Source organism: Arthrobacter sp. BG5 (assembly GCF_056680155.1).
Genome location: NZ_CM155268.1, coordinates 735,545 through 752,507, shown reverse-complemented (window position 1 = coordinate 752,507; position 16,963 = coordinate 735,545). Strand labels below are relative to the sequence as shown.

Here is a 16,963-nt window from a genome sequence, read left to right as displayed (position 1 = left end):
CTCCGGACGCTCCGGAACGACCCAAAGTGAGAGAGCAACTGCGCTAGCGGTGCCGGGCGCGGCGGAAGATCCAGTGCCGGAGCATCGTGAACCTTACGGCCGTGGCCAGGAATCCGGACAGGGTGGTGGTCCAGAGTTCATCGGCCACGGTCGCGTCCGGGTTGATCCAGTGCAGGATGCCGAGGCTGCCGCCGGTGATGAGCAGCGCGACGAGGATGACGATCAGGCCGTTGAGGTGGTCGCGCTTCATCCGGTGCCGCTCGGTGATTTTGAACGTCAACCGCCGGTTCAGCGCGGTGTTCATCAGCGAGGTGATGATCAGCGCGGCCGCGTTGGCCGGCTGGGGTCCGATCCACGGCCGCAGGAAGGCGTAGAGCGCCAGTGAGGTCAGGGTGCAAACCACCCCGACGCCGGTGAAGCGCAGGAGTTGCCGGGCCGCCGGGTATCGGAGCACGCCCCGGTAGTGGCGGCGGGTCGAAGCCGACGGGGACGAAGCGGAGCGGGCGGCTGCCGCGGTGTCCGGCGGGACGGGCCGGGCGGACTGCGCCTGTTGTAGCTGCGAATCCATCCGGCTAGTACAGCTCGCCGACCGGGATGTCCACCGCGAGCCGGTTCGAGGGACCGGCCAGGGGGCATGCCCACGCCTCGTTGTAGGCGCAGGAGGGGTTGTAGGCGAAGTTGAAGTCCAGCACGAACTCGGCACCGGGCCCGGAACCGGTGACGCCGTGGAAGGCACCCTTGATGGTGTCCAGCAGGTAGCGGCCCGCGCCGTAGCTGCCGCCGGGCTGGCCCGCGGTGGCGTCCCGGAACGGCACAAAGATGCCGCCGCCGTAGCCGTTGAGCTTCCAGACCGCCAACTGGCCCATCTCCGGCAGGTCGAAAGTGCCCAGCCGGACAAAGCGGACGACGCCGTCGGTGCCGGTTTCGACGTTCATCTCCCGTCCGGCGCCCTCCTTCGTGATGGGCACGTGGAAGCGGTAGATCGGGTCGTAGTCCGCGGTCTTCAGGCCGCCGAAACTTGCCTTGGCGTCGTCCGTCAGGGGTGAGGCGGGGTGCGTGCCGAACATCCGGTCCCGCTCCTGCCGCCAATAGGAGTGCGCTTCGGCCGGGCTGTCCGCGGCGATCTTCCGCACGGTGGCGTAGAGCGCGAAGGTCCGGAGCCGCCAGTCTGCGATGTCGACGGCGGACATCCGCGCCACGCCGTCCGGGCCGCCAGATTCCGCTGCATCAAAGTGCTGTTCCGCCATCCCCCCAGCCTAGCCTTGTTTCGCTCCCGGACCTGCGGTGCACCGTGCCGCCGGAGTGCCGCTGCCGCTTCGGCGAAACGCTGTTCCGAAAGCCCCGGACAGCGTCGGCCCGCGGTTACGCTGGCACCATGACTGGCACGGCACTTCCCCGCAGACTCCGGATGGCTGCTGCGCTGGCGCTCACCGCGGCGGCGCTCGCCGGCTGCAGCAGCGAAGGCAAGGGCGCGCCTGCCTGGACCGCTGCACCTCCGGGCGGTAGCACGACGTCGGCCCCCTCCGCTGGTGCCACGTCGACGACGGCATCCGGCGGCTCGGCCTCGGGGACGGCCTCTGCCGGCCACTCTCCATCTGCCGGCGCGACGGCGGGTGCGACGGCGGCGGCCTGGAAGACGTTCTACGATCCCGGGAAGACTGTGAGTTTCGATCTGCCGCAGGAGTGGATCGCGCAGTCGGTCGCTCCGGCGAAGGACACCTTGCCGGGGGCACTGAGGATCGAGGTCAAGGACGCGGAGGGGCGGTACCTGGCCACGCTGCAGACCGGGCTCCGGCCGCAGGCCGCCGCCTCCTGCAAGGCCGCCGCCGCGAAACCGTATGTTGTGGTCAGCAGCGTTCCGGTGGAACTGCCGCACCGCGGCGGGGAGGGAACCATCGACCCGCACGTGGTCTTCCGCGTGATCCAGGGCTACAAATACTTCGGCTCCTACGGCATCACCAACGTGGTGGGCGGTGCGGGCGGGAAATCCTGCACACTGCGGAACATCGTCCGCGGCCCCGAGGGCAAGGGCGACTACTCCTTCGGCGATCTGGATGAGTTCAAGGCGTTTGCTCCGGACCAGAAAGTCGCCCCGGCCAAGTCCTTTGACACGCTGGGCCAGGCGGACAAATACGTCAACGAGGGCTCGGAATTCGCCAATGTCCAGCGGATGCTAATGTCGCTGAAGATCAAAAACTAGTCCCGCCCCGCCCGTCCACAACGGCCCGGGGCGACCGCCATCCCGCTGACAATCCAGCGGCTTCGCTCGCACCCTCCGGAGATTCATGGAACGCATCGTGTCCGCACGCCTGGCCTTCAAGACCGTGGCCGATACCAAGGTCGCGATGGCGGTGGCTGTTGCCCGCAACCCCGGCTACAGCGGATTCGAGGAGTCGCTGTCCGTGACGGCCGGCGGCGAGGACGTGCCCCTGACCGAGCTCTCGGACCACCATGGCGGGCGCTTCCACTACATGGAGTTCGCCGAGCCCACCGAAGTGCTGGTGGAGTACGGGGCCACCGTCACCGGTTTCGCCGCGCCGGAAGAACCCAGGCTGATGGAGCTCATCCGCTACGTGCGGCCCAGCCGCTACGCCGAGTCGGACCGGCTGCTCCCGACGGCGTACGCGGAGTTCGGCGGCCTGGACGGCGGGGAACTCCTGCACGCCGTGCGGAACTGGGTCTTCAGCGAACTGCGCTACGTCAGCGGCTCATCGCGCGGTACCGACGGCGCCGTCGAAACACTGCTGCACCGGCGCGGCGTCTGCCGGGACTTCGCCCACCTGGCCATCTCGCTGCTGCGGTCCAAGAACGTCCCGGCGCGGCTGGCGGCCGTGTACGCGCCCGGGTTGAGCCCGATGGACTTCCACGCCGTGGCCGAAGCACACGTGGACGGGGCCTGGCACGTAATCGATCCGACCGGCCTGGCGCCCCGGGAGAGCATGCTCCGGATTACCGCCGGCCGGGACTCCTCGGACACCGCGTTCCTGTCCACCGTGGGTGGCAGCCTCTCGCTCCGTGAACTCAAGGTCACTGCCACTGTCACCGGCGACCTGCCGGTCGAGGACCCGGCGGCGCTGGTCGCCATCCGCTAAGGCCCCCGGGCCCGCGGCGGAGCAGCACAGCTAGCGGCCCAGGACCGAGGCGCGCAGCTTGTCCGTCAGGCGCAGCAGCTCACGCTGTTCCTCGGCGGTCAGTGCCGGGCCCACCAGATCCACGATGTCGCGGACGTGCTCCCGTCCGATGGTCTTCTGCAGTTCCCGTCCGGCCTGGGTGAGACGGACGAGCACGCCGCGGCCGTCGTCGGGCGCGGGTTGCCGCTCCACGAGGCCCCGCTTTTCCAGCCGCTCCACCAACCGGCTCAGGCTCGACTGGCTCAGCAGCACGTGGTCGTTGAGCTCGTTCTGGCGCAGCCAGCCGGTGGGGCAGCGGGAGAGGGTGAACAGCACGTCGTACTCGTTCAGGGCCAGCGACTTAAACGCCGGTCCGGCCTGCAGCCGGCGCATCACGGCGACCTGGGCCCGGAACAGGGACTCCCAAGTCTGCGCCGCGAGCCGCACCGGCGACGCCGGGCTGGTGCCCGGGCCTGCCGGTGCGCCCGCCCGGCCAGCTTCCGCCGGCGCCGCTTCGGCGGGCATCAGGCGTCCTGCGGGGCGGCCTCGCGGGCCGCCAGCGACGCAGCCACACGGCCGGCGTGCGTCGGCGGTTCCGGAACGTGGGCCGGAGTCTTCTCGGCGTATTCCTTGCGGAGCACCGGCAGTACTTCCTCGCCGAACAGGTCCAGCTGCTCCAGCACGGTCTTCAGCGGCAGGCCGGCGTGGTCGATCAGGAACAGCTGCCGCTGGTAGTCGCCGAAGTACTCGCGGAATGTGAGGGTCTTCTCGATGACCTCCTGCGGGCTGCCGACCGTCAGCGGGGTCTGCGAGGTGAAGTCCTCCAGCGATGGGCCGTGGCCGTAGACCGGGGCGTTGTCGAAGTAGGGGCGGAACTCCTTCACGGCGTCCTGCGAGTTCTTCCGCATGAAGAACTGGCCGCCCAGGCCCACGATCGCCTGGTCCGCCTTGCCGTGGCCGTAGTGCTCGTAGCGTTCACGGTAGAGGCCGATCAGCTGCTGGTAGTGCTCCTTGGGCCAGAAGATGTTGTTGGCGAAGAAACCGTCGCCGTAGTACGCGGCCACTTCGGCGATCTGCGGGGTGCGGATGGAGCCGTGCCAGACGAAGGGGGCGACGCCGTCGAGCGGGCGCGGCGTGGAAGTGAAATTCTGCAGTGGGGTGCGGTGCTTGCCGGACCAGTTGACCGTGTCCTCGTCCCAGAGCCGGCGCAGCAGGGAGTAGTTCTCGATCGCGAGCTCGATCCCGTCCTGGATGTTCTTGCCGAACCAGGGGTAGACGGGGGCGGTGTTGCCGCGGCCCAGGACCAGGTCCACCCGGCCGTCGGCGAGGTGCTGGAGCATCGCGAAGTCTTCGGCGATCTTCACCGGGTCATTGGTGGTGATCAGCGTAGTGGCGGTGGAGAGGATGATCCGCTCCGTCTGCGCCGCGATGTACGCCAGCGTGGTGGTGGGGGAGGAGGAGAAGAACGGGCGGTTGTGGTGCTCACCGATGGCGTAGACGTCCATGCCGATTTCTTCGACCTTCTTGGCGATGGCAACCGAGGCCTTGATGCGCTCGTGTTCCGTGGGGGTGCGGCCCGTGGTGGGGTCGGTAGTGATGTCGCTGACGCTAAAGACGCCGATCTGCATGGTGTTCCTTTCCGGGGCCGGAGACTTCCGGTTGCTGCTTTTACTATACCCGATTTACATGCATTTGCATGTATCACCCTCTACAACGCCGTCCTCTTCGGATTATTCCTCGCCCTCCGGCCCGTGCTGTCCCCGGCCGTCACCGGGCCCGGGTGCCGCATGGGTTGGGTCCCGGCAGGCGCCCGTACAGGGCACCCTCACCGGGCAGTTTCGCGGGCGGGTCTTACGGGAATCGAGCGGGGGCGGCCCGGGGCGGCCCGGGGCGGTTCCCGGTGAGGGCACTCGGCGAGCCGGTAGCTACGAAGATTGTCTGTTCAGGAAACGGCAGCCGGACGCAATGCCGAATGACCTCCGTGGTGCAAGAATCGCCGCATGGATGAGGATGAGCGGCGGATCAGAGACCAGTTGATGGTCGTCGATGCCCTTGTGCGGGCGATAGATCGGCGTGACGAGGTCTTTCAGGTAATTGAGGATTCAGAGGACACTGACGAAGCACTCCGTCGGGTTGGTCAGCTGTTAGGTGTGGACAAATTCGGCAGCCGGGTAGTCCTGGACCTGCAGCTTAGAAGACTCACGCGGGACCAGCGTCAGGCCCTTGCTTCCGAGGCAGAAGAACTCCGATCAAAGTTGCCGGATGGCCGCTGAGGACTTCGTGTTCTCTGCCGATTGCTGGTTCGGCCAGCGCCAAGCTGTTAAGAAGCGGCTGGTCACTGTCGTGGCCCACACGCCGGGTCCACGGTCATGTATTGCCCGGGATATGGCCGCCCCCAATGAACGGCCATATCCGCGGGTGGCTGGAACGGAGCTATGGCCGTGATGACGCTTCAGTTGGTCGCTCTGGCCGGAGGCGCTTGTGCGGAGGCCGCTCAAGCCGCCTGCTTCGGCGCGGGCCGGGGGCCGAGCCCGGCGCGGCGGGGCCGGTCGGTTTCCCGGTGGAGCCCGGACCTGATCAGAGCTTCGCGGGCGTCGGCCGATTCGTACCCGAGGAACGCGCCGTCGAGGACGATCTCGCAGTAGGGGAGGGCGCGTTCAGCCCGGCGGCGAAGTGCCAAGAGGCCTTCGATGTTTCGGTTGGTCAGCGTCCCGACGGGGCGGATCGTAACAGTCGAGGCATCGAGGTCGACTGACACCGTGACGCCAAGTTTGCCGGTGGTCATAGATATGGATCTCTCTACGAAAACACGAACGGGCCGCGTCTTGACCCAAAAGAAGGCTAACTCACTACATCTGAACGCGGAAGTAACTTACGTCACTACTTTTCGGAAGTGGGTCCGACCAGCAACCCGGTCCACCGTCGAAGTCGATCCGGACCAGTCCCCGCGCTGGACCAGTCCCGCGCTGCCTGTGCGCCGATTTTGCAGTCTGTCGGGTTCGGTAGGGCAGGGTGCATAGTTAAATATGGGACTGACGAGAGAGCCTGGGCTGAACGGGCATCAGCGGGGGCCCGTCGCCGCCGAGCTACAGGACCTGCTTCTGGAGACCCAAGACGTTGCCGACTTTCTCGACGAACTCGCCTGTTTCGCCTCCGCCAATTTGTCCTCCGACAAGAACGAAGTCTTCTGCGGGGTCACGCTGCTACGTCACGGCTCGGCCGGGACGGTGGCCAGCAGCGGCGAAAAGGCACGCAGGCTCGACGAGTTGCAGTATCAACTCGATGAGGGGCCGTGCCTAATGGCCAGCAGGCGGCAATTGCTGGTCCACATTCCCGATCTCGCGGGTGATGACACCTTCCCGGCGTACAACGCTATAGCCACCGCCAATGGCATCCGCTCCATCCTCGCTGTGCCCTTCCACTTGCCGGACGACTCCGTCCGCGCTGGCCTCAACCTCTACTCGGAAAAAGCCCACGCCTTCGACGGCGGGTCAGTGAGCCGGGCGCAGGGCTTCGTCGCCCAGGCCTCAAAGGGCCTCAGGCTGGCGGTTTTGCTGGCTCAGCACAGTCAAACGGCGGAGGATCTAAGGCTGGCCATGACTTCACGGACAGTCATCGACATGGCAGTCGGTGTCATCATTGCCCAGAACCGGTGCACTCAGCAGGAAGCCTTTGGACTCATTAAGGCCGCCTCGAACAACCGCAACCTGAAGCTTCGCGATGTCGCCGCTGCCATCGTGGAATCCGCAGGCGGCGGCAAGGCCGCTACCCACTTCGGCTAGCATCCCGCCGCACGAAGGCTGTGGCCGGCCAGCAGGAAAGCCAAGTGTCAGTGCCGGAGGGCGGGCGCCTCGTCCGGTTCGTCGTCGCGCTCGTCATTGTCCCCGTCGTGCGCCTCCGGGCGGGCATCGCCGCCCTTGGTCCCGGACCCGGCGCCGGCCGTCCCCGCGGCGTCAGACGGCGCGGGCTGTGCCCGGCGGCCGTGGGCGGCCCGGCCGCCGTTGGCTTTCTCCAGGGCCCTGCGTTCGCGCCGGCCCTCCACCAGCCGGTACAGCACCGGCACCAGGATCAACGTCAGGAGGGTGGAGGAAATCAGGCCGCCGATCACCACGATGGCCAGCGGCTGGGAGATGAAGCCGCCGCCGCCGGTCAGGCCCAGCGCCATCGGGGTCAGCGCGAACACGGTGGCCAGGGCGGTCATCAGGATCGGCCGGAGCCGCTGCCGGGCGCCGTGCGTGATGGCGTCCGCCACGCTCATGCCGGGTTCGCCGTTGCGGGGCTGCCGGTACTGGTTGATTAGGTCGATCAGCACAATCGCGTTGGTCACCACAATGCCCACCAGCATCAGCATGCCGATCAGCGACGGCAGCCCCAGCGGGACGCCCGTCACCAGCAGCAGCGCGATGGCGCCGGTGGCGGCGAAGGGGATCGAGACCAGCAGGATGAGCGGCTGCACGAGCGACTTGAACGCGGCCACCATGATCACGTAGACAATGGCGATGGCGGCCAGCAGCGCCAGTCCCAGCTGGCCAAAAGACTCGGCCTGCTGCGTGGTGGCGCCGCCGATCTCCGCCGTGACTCCCGGCGGCAGCTGGACAGACTTGAGCCGGGCCTGCACCTCGGTGCTCACCGCGCCGAGGTTGCCGCCCGACGGCGTGACGGACACGCGCGCTGTCCGCTGGCCGTTGCTCGCCGTAATCGAGACCGGGACGTCGACCTGTTCCACCGAGGCGATCGAGGACAGCGGAACCGGGCCCCGCGCCGTCGGCAGCGGGAGGTCCCGGACGGCGCCGATGCTGGTGAAGCGGGTGCCCTCGCCGATCCGGACCGGATAGTCGTTGGTGCCGATCCGGACGGTGCCGGCCGGGACCGGGCTGATCGTGGAGGCCAGCACGCCGGCGACCTGCTGCTCGTTCAGGCCGGCCGCGACGGCCTTGGCGCGGTCCACCTTGACCTGGACCACGGGCTGGCTCGCGGCCAGGTTGGTGCTGACCTCGGAGGAGCCGGGGACGCCGTCCATGGCCTTGACCATGGCGTCGCTGGCGGTCTTGAGGTCCGCGGAACTGGCGGCCTTGAGCGTGATGTCAACCGTCGACGTCGTACCGAATCCGCCCTGCTGGGAGCCGACGGTGATCTTGCCGGCGCCCGAGATCTTGGCGAGTTCACGGCGGACAGTGTCCTGGAGCTGGCCCTGTTTCGCGGACTCGTCCGTGACGACGGTGAAGCTGGAATTCGCCGCCCCGGTGGACTGCAGCGCGGAGAAACCGGACTGGGCGTTGCCGGTGGTGACCTGCACGTTCTTGATCCCGTCGATGCCGCGCAGCACCTTCTCGACCTTGACGGCCGCGGCGCTGCCCTCGGAGAGGCTGGTGCCGGCGGGCAGGGCCTGCCGCACGGTCATGCTGTTTTCGCCGGAGCGGCCCAGCAGGTCGGTGGCCAGCAGCGGGGACATCGCCACCGTGCCGCCAAGGACCAGGACGGCCGCGACCAGGGTGATCACGGGATGCCGCTGCGTCTTGGTCAGGACCGGGAGATAGCCGCGCTGCAGGAAGCTGCGCTGTTCGGCCTCATGGGCTTTCGCGGCGGCGTCACGGGCGGAGGCCTCGGAGACGGCGGTGCCGGCCTTGTCCGCGGGCGTCCGCAGGAACCAGTACGCCAGCACCGGGACGATGGTCAGCGAGACCAGCAGCGAGGACACCAGGGCGATGGTGACGGTGAGCGCGAAGGGCCGGAAAAGTTCCCCGGCGAGTCCGGCCACGAAGGCGATCGGCAGGAAGACCGCCACCGTGGTGAGCGTGGACGCGGTGATCGCGCCGGCGACTTCGCGGATGGAGGTCAGGATGGCGGTGATCTTCTGCTCGCCGTAGCTCAGGTGCCGCTTGATGTTCTCGATCACCACGATCGAGTCGTCCACCACCCGGCCGATCGCGATGGTCAGCGCGCCGAGGGTCAGGATGTTCAGCGAATACCCGGTCGCCGAGAGCCCGATGAAGGTGATCAGCAGGGACAACGGGATGGACACGGCCGTGACCAGTGTGGAGCGCACCGAGAGCAGGAACAGCAGGATGACGGCGACGGCGAAGCCCAGGCCCAGGAGCCCCTCGGTGGTGAGGTCCTTGATGGACTTCTCGATGAAGGGCGCCTGGTCGAAGACGGGGGTGAACTTGGCGTTGGAGCCCAGCTCGGCCTCTAGCTGCGGAATGGTGTCCTTCACCGCGTGGGAGATGCCCACCGTGTCACCCTCGGGCTTCTTGGTGACCGAGACGGCGAGGGTTTCCTTGCCGTTGGTGCGGGTGATCGAGGTGCGGGCGTCCTCGGTGATGCTGACGTCCGCGACACTGCCGATCGTCGCGGCGCTGCGGGCGCCTCCCAGGGGCAGGGCCTTGACCGCGTCCAGGGAGTCCACCGGGCTGCCGACCTGCAGCGAGAGCGTCTTCCCCTGTTCCTCGATACTGCCTGCCGGCACCAGGCTGCCGTTGTTCTTCAGCGCCTCGGAAATGGACCCGATGGTGACGCCGGAGGCGGCCATGGCCGCCGGCCGCGGCATGATCTTGATGTGCTGGGTGGCCCCGCCGGTGACCTCGGCGCCGCGCACGCCGTCGAGCTTCTGCAGCCGGGGCACGCTCAGGCGGGCAAGGTCCGCGTTGAGTTCGCTCAACGGCTTGTCGGAGGAGACCGCGAGGTAGACGATCGGGAAGTCGCTGATGCTGCCGGCGATCGCCTGCGGCTGGACGTCCTTGGGCAGCGCCTGCTTCGCGTTGGAGATGGCGCGGTCGATCTGGTTCCGGGCGCGGTCCAGGTTGGAGCCGTAGGTGAAGGCCAGGGTGATCTGCGAGACGCCGTTGCGCGACGTCGACGTCGTGGATTCCAACCCCTCGACGCCGTTCAGCGCCGTCTCCAGCGGCCCGCTGACCTGCTTGTCCACCACTTCCGGCGAGGCCCCGGGCATCGAGGTGATGACCGTGATCTGCGGGAACTCGATGGACGGGATGAGCTCCTGCTTGAGCGAGGTCATGGTGATCACCCCGAAGACCGACGCGAAGACGGTGATCAGCGCGATCAGCGCCCGGTTTGCTAGCGAGAGCTGGGCCAGCCGGAACATCTTATGGTCTCCTGGGGGTCTACGGGCAGGCGTCAACGCATGACGTCAAGGGGTACAACGTGCCGCAACCCGGAAGGGTTTCAGCGGGTGGCGCTGACCGGCTCCAACTGCAGTGCCGCGGCCGTCTCGGCCTCGAGCTTGGCGGCGAGGTCCGGGTTCTCGTTGAGCTTGACGCCGTAACCGGGCATCATCTCCTTGAGCTTGGCCTGCCAGCCCTTGAAGTTCTTGGGGAAGGACTTCTGGAGCAGCTCGATCATGATCGGCACGGCGGTGGAGGCGCCCGGGGAAGCGCCCAGCAGGGCGCCGATGGTGCCGTCGCGTCCGGCGATGACCTCGGTGCCGAACTGCAGCACACCGCCCTTCTTCGGGTCCTTCTTGATGATCTGGACCCGCTGGCCGGCCGTGATGAGCTCCCAGTCGCCGTCCTTGGCCTCCGGGTAGTACTCCCGCAGGGCCTCGACCTTGGCGCCGTGCCGCTTGGCGACTTCCTTGACCAGGTAGGCGGTCAGATCCATGTTGTCCTTGGCCACGGCCAGCATCGGGATGATGTTGGAGGGGCGGATGGACAGCGGCAGGTCCAGGTAGGAACCGTTCTTCAGGAAGTTCGTGGAGAAGCCGGCGTACGGGCCGAACAGCAGGGAGCGCTTGCCGTTGACGAACCGGGTGTCCAGGTGCGGGACGGACATGGGCGGGGCGCCCACGGAGGCCTGGCCGTAGACCTTGGCGCTGTGCTGGGCGGCGAGGTTCTCGTCCGTGCAGCGGAAGAACTGGCCGGAGACCGGGAAGCCGCCGAAGCCCTTGCTTTCCGGGATGCCGGACGCCTGCAGCAGGTGCAGGGCGCCGCCGCCGGCGCCGACGAAGACGAACTTGGCGTGGATGGAGCCGTGCTCACCGGAACGCGGGTGCTTGAGCGCAAGGTCCCAGCCGCCGTCGGAGGCCCGGCTGATGCCGGTGACGTCGTGGCCGTAGTTGATCTCCACGCCGTTGTTGCCGAGGTAGCCGGTCAGCTCGCGGGTCAGGGCGCCGAAGTCGACGTCGGTGCCCTCCGCGGCGCGGGTGGCGGCAATGTGCTGCTTCGGGTCGCGGCCCTTGACGATCAGCGGCGCCCACTTGGCGATCTGGGCGTGCTCCTCGGAGTACTCCATGGAGCGGAACAGCGGGTTGGGCTTGAGCGCCTCGTAGCGGGTCCGCAGGAACTTGGCGTTGGCGTCGCCGACCACGAAACTCATGTGCGGCACGGTGTTGATGAAGCCCTCGGGGGAGCCGATCAGGGAGTTGGTGACCAGGTGGGACCAGAACTGGCGGGAGAGCTGGAACTGCTCGTTGATGTGTACGGCCTTCGAGGGATCCACCGAGCCGTCCTTGGCCGCGGGGGAGTAGTTAAGCTCACACAGCGCGGCGTGCCCGGTGCCGGCGTTGTTCCACGGTCCGGAGCTTTCCAGACCCGGCTGGTCCAGCCGCTCGAACAGGGAGATGGTCCAGTTCGGCTCCAGCTGCTTGAGGAAAGCGCCCAGCGTGGCGCTCATAATGCCCCCGCCAATCAGGACGACGTCGGCATGTTGGGTCTTGGAAATGAAAGTCACAATCAGTCTCCGATAGCAGCGGCTCTGGCTGTCACAGAATATCCCCGCACGGCCCACTAACTGAAATTGGACCCTGCCGTCAAGGCTTTAACTCGACGTTGGTGAAAACTTCGTTCAGGACCGGCGACGCCGGGTATTTCAGGACCCGGTCGGACAGAGCCAGCGCCGAGATCGGGAACGCGATCGGTACCGCCGGGACCGTCGCGGCGATCTGGGCGTTGATGGTCTGGTACTGCTCGGTGCGTTCCTTGCCGTCCGGCAGGCCGCGGGCGCGGGAGATCTTGGAAAACACCTGCGGATCCTGGTAGCCGAACTCGCCTGTGTTTTCCCCGAAGAGCGGGCCCACGAAGTTGTCCGGGTCCGCGTAGGAACCGTTCCAGCCCAGCAGGTGCAGGGCATGGTCCCCGGGGGAGGTGACTTTCTGGAGGTAGCCGTCGGACCATTCGACCGGGACGGGCTTGATGTTGAGCCCGACGGCGGTGAGCTGGCGGCTGATCTCGGCGTAGACCTTCTCCGGGGTCGGAAGGTAGGGGCGTGCGACGTTGAGCGGGTAGTAGAACTTCAGTTCCTCGCCCTTGTAGTTGGCCTCGGCGAGCAGTTCCTTGGCCTTGTTCTGGTCGTAGCCCAGCGACGGGGCGTTGTTGTTGAAGCCGCTCAGCTTCGGCGGAACGAACTGGGAGGCCGCCGCGGTGTTGTCAATGAAGAACTTCCGGATCAGGGTGTCCTTGTCCAGGGCCATTTCAATGGCCTGGCGGACCTTGAGGTTCCGCAGCACCGGCACCTGCTGGTTCATGCCCAAGTACATGACGGAGAACGGGTCGCGCTGGATGATCTGCTTGCCGCGCTTGACCAGTTGGTCGAAGTTTCCCACGGTCACCGAATCGTAGGCGTCGATCTTGCCGTCGAGCAGCGCCTGCATCCGGGTCTGCGGGTGGTCATAGCTGACAAAGTGGACGGTGCCGATCTGGCCCTTGTCACCCCAATAGCCCTTGTTGCTGTTCAGCGTGACGGTGTTGTTGTCCCAGGAGCTGAAAACGAACGGTCCGGTCCCCACCGGGTGCAGGGCGTAGGCGGAGACCGGCTGGCCCTCGCGGCTCTGGTTGAGCACGTCGGCGGAGTGTGCGGCCATGGCCTGCGGCGAGGAGAGGGCAAAGGCGGGCAGGGTGAGCGCCTGCAGGAAGCCGGTGAACGGCTGGGTGAGGTCGATCCGGACGCTGTTCGCCGACAGCGCGGTGCAGCCCTTGTAGATGGACAGCGACGCCTGGTCCGCGTGGGCCATAAAGACGCCCTTGAACGTGGTGCCGGGCGCCTGCTTCCGCAGGGCCGGGGAAAAGTTGAACCAGCGCTTGAAGTTGGTGCACACCGCCGCCGCGTTGAAGGCCGTGCCGTCCTGGAACTTCACTTTGTCGCGGAGTTTGAAGGTGTAGGCGCGGCCGTCGTCACTGGTGGTCCACTCCGTTGCCAGCAGGGGGGTGGGCTTGCCGCTGGTCTGGTCGACGCCAACCAGGCCCTCGAGGATCTGCCGGGTGATGCGGTACGAGTCGACGTCGGACACGAGGGCCGGGTCCAGGCCGAGCGGGCGCGAGGCGGTGCCAAAGGTAAAGGTGGCGGTGGGGGCGGCAGCCGTAGTGCTGGCAGAGGACGACGGCGGCGGCGTCGGGCCCGGTGTTCCGGTGCACGAGGCCAGCGGCAGCATGAGCAGGACCGCGCCCAAACCGGCAGCGACGCGGCGCAACCGCCTGCGGGGGCCGGTACTGGTGGGCACGGTACTGCTGGGCACTGTAGGAATCACCTCTGGGGTACGGGAAGGCCGCCGGCTGCGGAACAGCCCCAGTCTAGTTGACCGGTGCGGCGGATTCCCGCAACGGGCGAAGGCCCGCACCATCCGGTGCGGGCCTTCGTTTCTCCAGGTGGATCCAGGGAGTCAGGCTGGATCCGGGTCAGGAGGGATGGGGTGTTGCCTACTTCGGCATCAGGACCGAGTCGACCATGTAGACCGTGGCGTTGGCGGTCTTGACGCCGCCGCAGACCACGTTGGCGCCGTCAACCTTGAGCGCATCCTTGCTGCCGGTCACGGTCACGGAGCCGCCCTGGACGGTCTTGTGGGTGCCCACGATCTCGGCCGGGCTGATCTTGCCCGGGACTACGTGGTAGGTCAGGATCTTGCTCAGCAGGGCATCGTCCGTCTTGAGCTTGTCGATGGTGGCGGCGTCGATCTTCTTGAACGCGTCATCCGTCGGAGCGAAAACAGTGAATTCGCTGCCGTTCAGGGTGTCCACCAGGTCGACCTTGGGGTTGAGCTTGCCGGACACGGCGGCGGTCAGGGTGGTCAGGATCGGGTTGTTGGAGGCGGCGGTGGCCACCGGGTCCAGGGCCATGCCGGAGACCGAACCCTTGCCGTCGGGAACCTGGGCGGCGTAAGCGGCGCAGCCGGAGCCGACGAGGTCAGCGGCCGGGTCCATCGTCGCTGCGGAGGAGCTCATGGACGGCGACGGCGCCATGCTGGACTCCATGGCGGAGCCGGACGGCGAGGAAGCCGGGGCCGAGGAGGCGGATCCCGTGCTGGAACCGCCGCAGGCAGTGAGGCTGAGCATGGCTGCGGCAGCGATACCTGCAACGGCGAAAGTCGTGCGCTTGATGGTCTGCATTTCGATTCTCCTTTGTTGTGCCGATTTCATTGCCGGCAGCGAACATCTTTGCCGCTGTGGCTTTTCTCCGACTGGTGGGCACCGACCCTTGGTTGGTGTCTCAATGGGTATTCGGGCGCTCGGCGGAAAGGGATGGGTGGGAATCGAAATTCTTTTCCGGGGGGCCGCCCGGGAAGCAGTAGACGCTCTCTTTTAGGCCGTCGTTCCGGGCTTTTATGGCCGGAGGCGTGAGGGGCGGCCGGCGGTTAAACGCCAGAACCCCGGTCCGGGGACCGGGGTTCTGCTGTGTGCGCAAGGGGGGACTTGAACCCCCACGCCCGAAGGCACAGGAACCTAAATCCTGCGTGTCTGCCAATTTCACCACTCGCGCGCGGCGCCGTCGTCCGCGGGTCCCGTGAGGGCCCTCGACGGCGGATGCCAGGAACCAGTCTACATTTCGGTTCCGCGGCCCGCCGCCGGCCCGCCGGACGGCAGCGGGTGCCGGCTAGACCTCCAGCTTGAGGTCGCGCAGCAGCTTGGCAACGTGGCCGGTGGCGCGCACGTTGTACTGCGCCAGGGCGACCTTGCCGTCGGGGCCGACCACCACCGTGGAACGGATGAGCCCGTCATAGGTGCGGCCGTAGTTTTTCTTTTCGCCCCACGCCGCGTAGGCCTCGGCCACCGCGTGGTCCGGATCGGAGAGCAGCGGGAAGCTGAGCCGTTCAGCCGCCGCGAAGCCGGCGAGCTTTTCGACGGGGTCGGGGGAGATGCCGACGACGTCGTAGCCCGCCCGCTGCAGGGCTGCCAGCGAGTCGCGGAAGTCGCAGGCCTGCTTGGTGCACCCCGGGGTGGCCGCTGCGGGATAGAAGTAGACCACGGTGTTCCGGCCGCGGAAGTCCTGCAGGCCGACCTCGCGTCCTGTCGAGTCCAACAGCTGGAAGTCCGGTGCGTCGTCTCCGGGAACGAGTCGTTCGGGCATTATTCCTCCTTGACAAATGGGCGAAATTCCAGCCTAGTGAGCGCAGGAGCGGTCGACGAATCCGACAATCGTTATACTCTTGGGTATGCCTGATATGGATCGCTGGCCCACGGGCCGCCTATTGTCAACGGCAGCACGCCTTGTGGAACACTCCTGGAACGAGAAGCTGGGGGCCATTGGCCTTACCCATGCCGGGGTCATCGCCATGGAAGTGCTCTCCGCCAACGGACCCATGACGCAAGCGCAATTGGCGCAGCTGGTGCGTGTCCAGGCCCAGACCATGGGTAAGACGCTGAGCCGGCTCGAGGCGCATGGCCACATCTCCCGGGAGCGCAGCGCGTCCGACCGCCGGAGCCACGTCGTGACCCTGACCAATCGCGGCCGTGATGCCGTCGTCGCGGCCGCGGACATGGAGCGCTCGGTCCTTGCTGCAGCCTCGATCGACCCCGACTCGCTGCGGCACGAGCTGCAGTCCGTGGTCCGGGAACTGGCCAACCGGATGTCCACCACGGAGGCGAAGGCCATCGTCACCGCCGTGGAGCCTGGTGTGGCCGCCGACGCCAACTAGGCTGCCGGGGCGCACTCGCGTCAATTTTGCTGGCACTGCCGGGGCTTGTACCGGGCCCGACGGCGCCTGTACGTACCGGACCCCGCCCGGCCCCGGGCCGCGAAACGAGTACACACTACTGGGTTCAAGCCGGCCACGCTGGACGAGCATAGGGCCATGACTCAGTACGTCCTCGAACCCAGGTCCTTGGAGCATCACTGCCAGTGCTGCGGTGAATCTGCCGCAGCCGTCTTCTGTGAAGACTGCGACCCCCACACGGAATCACCGGCGAAACGCTAGCGGCGTTTCTCCTTGCTGAGATCCGAACCGTGCCAGCCCCCTTTCCCGGGCGTCTGGCACGGCTTTTCCGTGACGCTGCGCTGCCCGTGTCCATCACCGGGCCGGGCGCAGGCCGGACATAGGATCAAGGCATGGAAGCGCACCTGACTGCGGAGCTCGAAGGGCAGACCTCGATCAACGAGCTGCTCGACGAGCCGGTCGGCGCAGCCCCGATCCAGCTGGCGCTGCCGATCCACTTTCACTTCGCGTCGGCCGAACGCAGTTAGTGCTGCCCGAACCCCGCTAGCCTGCCGCAGGACACTCGCGGAGGCCGCGTCCGACGTTCCCGCCCAGTTGTTCGCCGGCGCACCCCCAGCGGGCACCCCGGCGGCCCGCGGATTGATGCAAAGTTCCGCGGGGCCCGTGTGGATGAACTGGGCAGGAGCGCCGGCGGTCCGGGTGGCGTGAAGCTGAAACACGGCAACCAGGCAGCCCCGGCGCGCTGAACGGCCCGCGCAAAAAGAAAAACCCCGTCCGGCACGCTTTTCAGCCTGCCGGACGGGGTTTTCTTGGTGGTGCACCCCCCGGGACTCGAACCCGGAACCCATTGATTAAGAGTCAATTGCTCTGCCAGTTGAGCTAGAGGTGCAGCTGTTGTTTTCGTTCCCCGCGGGCTTTTTATTTCCCGCAGTGTTCTCCGCAACGACATGAAACTCTACACGAGTTTTGGTGCAGT

Annotated in this window: 16 protein-coding genes and 2 tRNA genes; 6 read left to right on the top strand and 12 right to left on the bottom strand. The window is 67.0% G+C overall.

What is annotated here, in order from left to right:
- Positions 1 to 43: 43 nt before the first annotated feature.
- Together AC1MBE_RS03370 and AC1MBE_RS03365 are read right to left on the bottom strand one after the other, a co-directional pair.
- A complete protein-coding gene (locus AC1MBE_RS03370; RefSeq protein WP_479780901.1) occupies positions 44 to 568 on the bottom strand; it encodes a GtrA family protein in 525 nt (174 codons plus the stop codon).
- Positions 569 to 572: 4 nt separating this feature from the next.
- On the bottom strand, positions 573 to 1,247 hold the full coding sequence (locus tag AC1MBE_RS03365; protein ID WP_479780899.1) for a DUF1684 domain-containing protein: 675 nt from the start codon (positions 1,245 to 1,247) through the stop codon (positions 573 to 575).
- 128 nt (positions 1,248 to 1,375) lie between these two features.
- On the opposite strand from AC1MBE_RS03365, the gene AC1MBE_RS03360 reads away from it, so the two are divergent.
- Positions 1,376 to 2,200, top strand: coding sequence for a hypothetical protein (locus AC1MBE_RS03360; protein ID WP_479780898.1), 825 nt, complete (start codon positions 1,376 to 1,378; stop codon positions 2,198 to 2,200).
- 85 nt (positions 2,201 to 2,285) lie between these two features.
- Positions 2,286 to 3,092, top strand: coding sequence for a transglutaminase-like domain-containing protein (locus AC1MBE_RS03355; RefSeq protein ID WP_479780896.1), 807 nt, complete (start codon positions 2,286 to 2,288; stop codon positions 3,090 to 3,092).
- A gap of 30 nt (positions 3,093 to 3,122) precedes the next feature.
- On the opposite strand, the gene AC1MBE_RS03350 is transcribed toward AC1MBE_RS03355, so the two are convergent.
- Together AC1MBE_RS03350 and AC1MBE_RS03345 are read right to left on the bottom strand one after the other, a co-directional pair.
- Positions 3,123 to 3,635: a MarR family winged helix-turn-helix transcriptional regulator gene (locus AC1MBE_RS03350; RefSeq protein WP_479780895.1), complete on the bottom strand. Its 513-nt coding sequence runs from the start codon at positions 3,633 to 3,635 to the stop codon at positions 3,123 to 3,125.
- The gene (locus AC1MBE_RS03345; RefSeq protein ID WP_175322930.1) at positions 3,635 to 4,738 is read right to left on the bottom strand and encodes an LLM class flavin-dependent oxidoreductase; all 1,104 of its coding nucleotides are present in this window, start codon (positions 4,736 to 4,738) and stop codon (positions 3,635 to 3,637) included. Before AC1MBE_RS03345 ends, AC1MBE_RS03350 begins: the two co-directional genes overlap by 1 nt.
- A gap of 372 nt (positions 4,739 to 5,110) precedes the next feature.
- Between AC1MBE_RS03345 and AC1MBE_RS03340 the strand changes: the two genes are divergently transcribed.
- Positions 5,111 to 5,383 (top strand): DNA gyrase subunit A, encoded by a 273-nt coding sequence (locus AC1MBE_RS03340; protein WP_479780893.1) that lies wholly within the window; start codon positions 5,111 to 5,113, stop codon positions 5,381 to 5,383.
- 221 nt (positions 5,384 to 5,604) lie between these two features.
- Here AC1MBE_RS03340 and AC1MBE_RS03335 read toward each other — a convergent pair whose 3' ends face one another.
- Entirely contained in the window at positions 5,605 to 5,895 is a 291-nt protein-coding gene (locus AC1MBE_RS03335) for a hypothetical protein (RefSeq protein ID WP_479780891.1), read from the bottom strand.
- A gap of 241 nt (positions 5,896 to 6,136) precedes the next feature.
- Between AC1MBE_RS03335 and AC1MBE_RS03330 the strand changes: the two genes are divergently transcribed.
- Entirely contained in the window at positions 6,137 to 6,892 is a 756-nt protein-coding gene (locus AC1MBE_RS03330) for a GAF and ANTAR domain-containing protein (RefSeq protein WP_479780889.1), read from the top strand.
- Between the two features lie 47 nt (positions 6,893 to 6,939).
- Here AC1MBE_RS03330 and AC1MBE_RS03325 read toward each other — a convergent pair whose 3' ends face one another.
- The 6 genes from AC1MBE_RS03325 to bcp form a co-directional block, all read right to left on the bottom strand.
- On the bottom strand, positions 6,940 to 10,212 hold the full coding sequence (locus AC1MBE_RS03325) for an efflux RND transporter permease subunit (RefSeq protein ID WP_479780887.1): 3,273 nt from the start codon (positions 10,210 to 10,212) through the stop codon (positions 6,940 to 6,942).
- An 80-nt stretch (positions 10,213 to 10,292) separates the two neighbouring features.
- On the bottom strand, positions 10,293 to 11,795 hold the full coding sequence (locus AC1MBE_RS03320; protein WP_479780885.1) for a malate:quinone oxidoreductase: 1,503 nt from the start codon (positions 11,793 to 11,795) through the stop codon (positions 10,293 to 10,295).
- A 79-nt stretch (positions 11,796 to 11,874) separates the two neighbouring features.
- Complete coding sequence (locus AC1MBE_RS03315; RefSeq protein WP_479782444.1) at positions 11,875 to 13,491, bottom strand: ABC transporter substrate-binding protein; 1,617 nt, start codon at positions 13,489 to 13,491, stop codon at positions 11,875 to 11,877.
- Between the two features lie 265 nt (positions 13,492 to 13,756).
- The gene (locus AC1MBE_RS03310; RefSeq protein ID WP_479780883.1) at positions 13,757 to 14,443 is read right to left on the bottom strand and encodes a fasciclin domain-containing protein; all 687 of its coding nucleotides are present in this window, start codon (positions 14,441 to 14,443) and stop codon (positions 13,757 to 13,759) included.
- A 288-nt stretch (positions 14,444 to 14,731) separates the two neighbouring features.
- Positions 14,732 to 14,813: transfer RNA gene (locus AC1MBE_RS03305), tRNA-Leu, on the bottom strand.
- Between the two features lie 114 nt (positions 14,814 to 14,927).
- Entirely contained in the window at positions 14,928 to 15,401 is a 474-nt protein-coding gene (gene bcp, locus AC1MBE_RS03300; protein ID WP_479780881.1) for a thioredoxin-dependent thiol peroxidase, read from the bottom strand.
- A gap of 94 nt (positions 15,402 to 15,495) precedes the next feature.
- Between bcp and AC1MBE_RS03295 the strand changes: the two genes are divergently transcribed.
- Together AC1MBE_RS03295 and AC1MBE_RS03290 are read left to right on the top strand one after the other, a co-directional pair.
- The gene (locus tag AC1MBE_RS03295; RefSeq protein ID WP_479782442.1) at positions 15,496 to 15,969 is read left to right on the top strand and encodes a MarR family winged helix-turn-helix transcriptional regulator; all 474 of its coding nucleotides are present in this window, start codon (positions 15,496 to 15,498) and stop codon (positions 15,967 to 15,969) included.
- A gap of 410 nt (positions 15,970 to 16,379) precedes the next feature.
- Positions 16,380 to 16,514 (top strand): hypothetical protein, encoded by a 135-nt coding sequence (locus AC1MBE_RS03290; protein WP_479780879.1) that lies wholly within the window; start codon positions 16,380 to 16,382, stop codon positions 16,512 to 16,514.
- A gap of 286 nt (positions 16,515 to 16,800) precedes the next feature.
- On the opposite strand, the gene AC1MBE_RS03285 is transcribed toward AC1MBE_RS03290, so the two are convergent.
- A tRNA-Lys gene (locus AC1MBE_RS03285) sits at positions 16,801 to 16,876 on the bottom strand.
- Positions 16,877 to 16,963: the final 87 nt, after the last annotated feature.

Bases quoted from the DNA above. Each gene is read 5' to 3' on its own strand.
- bcp (WP_479780881.1), bottom strand. From the start codon at position 15,401: ATGCCCGAACGACTCGTTCCCGGAGACGACGCACCGGACTTCCAGCTG.
- AC1MBE_RS03350 (WP_479780895.1), bottom strand. From the start codon at position 3,635: ATGCCCGCCGAAGCGGCGCCGGCGGAAGCTGGCCGGGCGGGCGCACCG.
- AC1MBE_RS03315 (WP_479782444.1), bottom strand. From the start codon at position 13,491: ATGCTGCCGCTGGCCTCGTGCACCGGAACACCGGGCCCGACGCCGCCG.
- AC1MBE_RS03295 (WP_479782442.1), top strand. From the start codon at position 15,496: ATGGATCGCTGGCCCACGGGCCGCCTATTGTCAACGGCAGCACGCCTT.
- AC1MBE_RS03370 (WP_479780901.1), bottom strand. From the start codon at position 568: ATGGATTCGCAGCTACAACAGGCGCAGTCCGCCCGGCCCGTCCCGCCG.
- AC1MBE_RS03360 (WP_479780898.1), top strand. From the start codon at position 1,376: ATGACTGGCACGGCACTTCCCCGCAGACTCCGGATGGCTGCTGCGCTG.
- AC1MBE_RS03355 (WP_479780896.1), top strand. From the start codon at position 2,286: ATGGAACGCATCGTGTCCGCACGCCTGGCCTTCAAGACCGTGGCCGAT.
- AC1MBE_RS03330 (WP_479780889.1), top strand. From the start codon at position 6,137: ATGGGACTGACGAGAGAGCCTGGGCTGAACGGGCATCAGCGGGGGCCC.
- AC1MBE_RS03310 (WP_479780883.1), bottom strand. From the start codon at position 14,443: ATGCAGACCATCAAGCGCACGACTTTCGCCGTTGCAGGTATCGCTGCC.
- AC1MBE_RS03335 (WP_479780891.1), bottom strand. From the start codon at position 5,895: ATGACCACCGGCAAACTTGGCGTCACGGTGTCAGTCGACCTCGATGCC.
- AC1MBE_RS03345 (WP_175322930.1), bottom strand. From the start codon at position 4,738: ATGCAGATCGGCGTCTTTAGCGTCAGCGACATCACTACCGACCCCACC.
- AC1MBE_RS03365 (WP_479780899.1), bottom strand. From the start codon at position 1,247: ATGGCGGAACAGCACTTTGATGCAGCGGAATCTGGCGGCCCGGACGGC.
- AC1MBE_RS03290 (WP_479780879.1), top strand. From the start codon at position 16,380: ATGGAAGCGCACCTGACTGCGGAGCTCGAAGGGCAGACCTCGATCAAC.
- AC1MBE_RS03325 (WP_479780887.1), bottom strand. From the start codon at position 10,212: ATGTTCCGGCTGGCCCAGCTCTCGCTAGCAAACCGGGCGCTGATCGCG.
- AC1MBE_RS03340 (WP_479780893.1), top strand. From the start codon at position 5,111: ATGGATGAGGATGAGCGGCGGATCAGAGACCAGTTGATGGTCGTCGAT.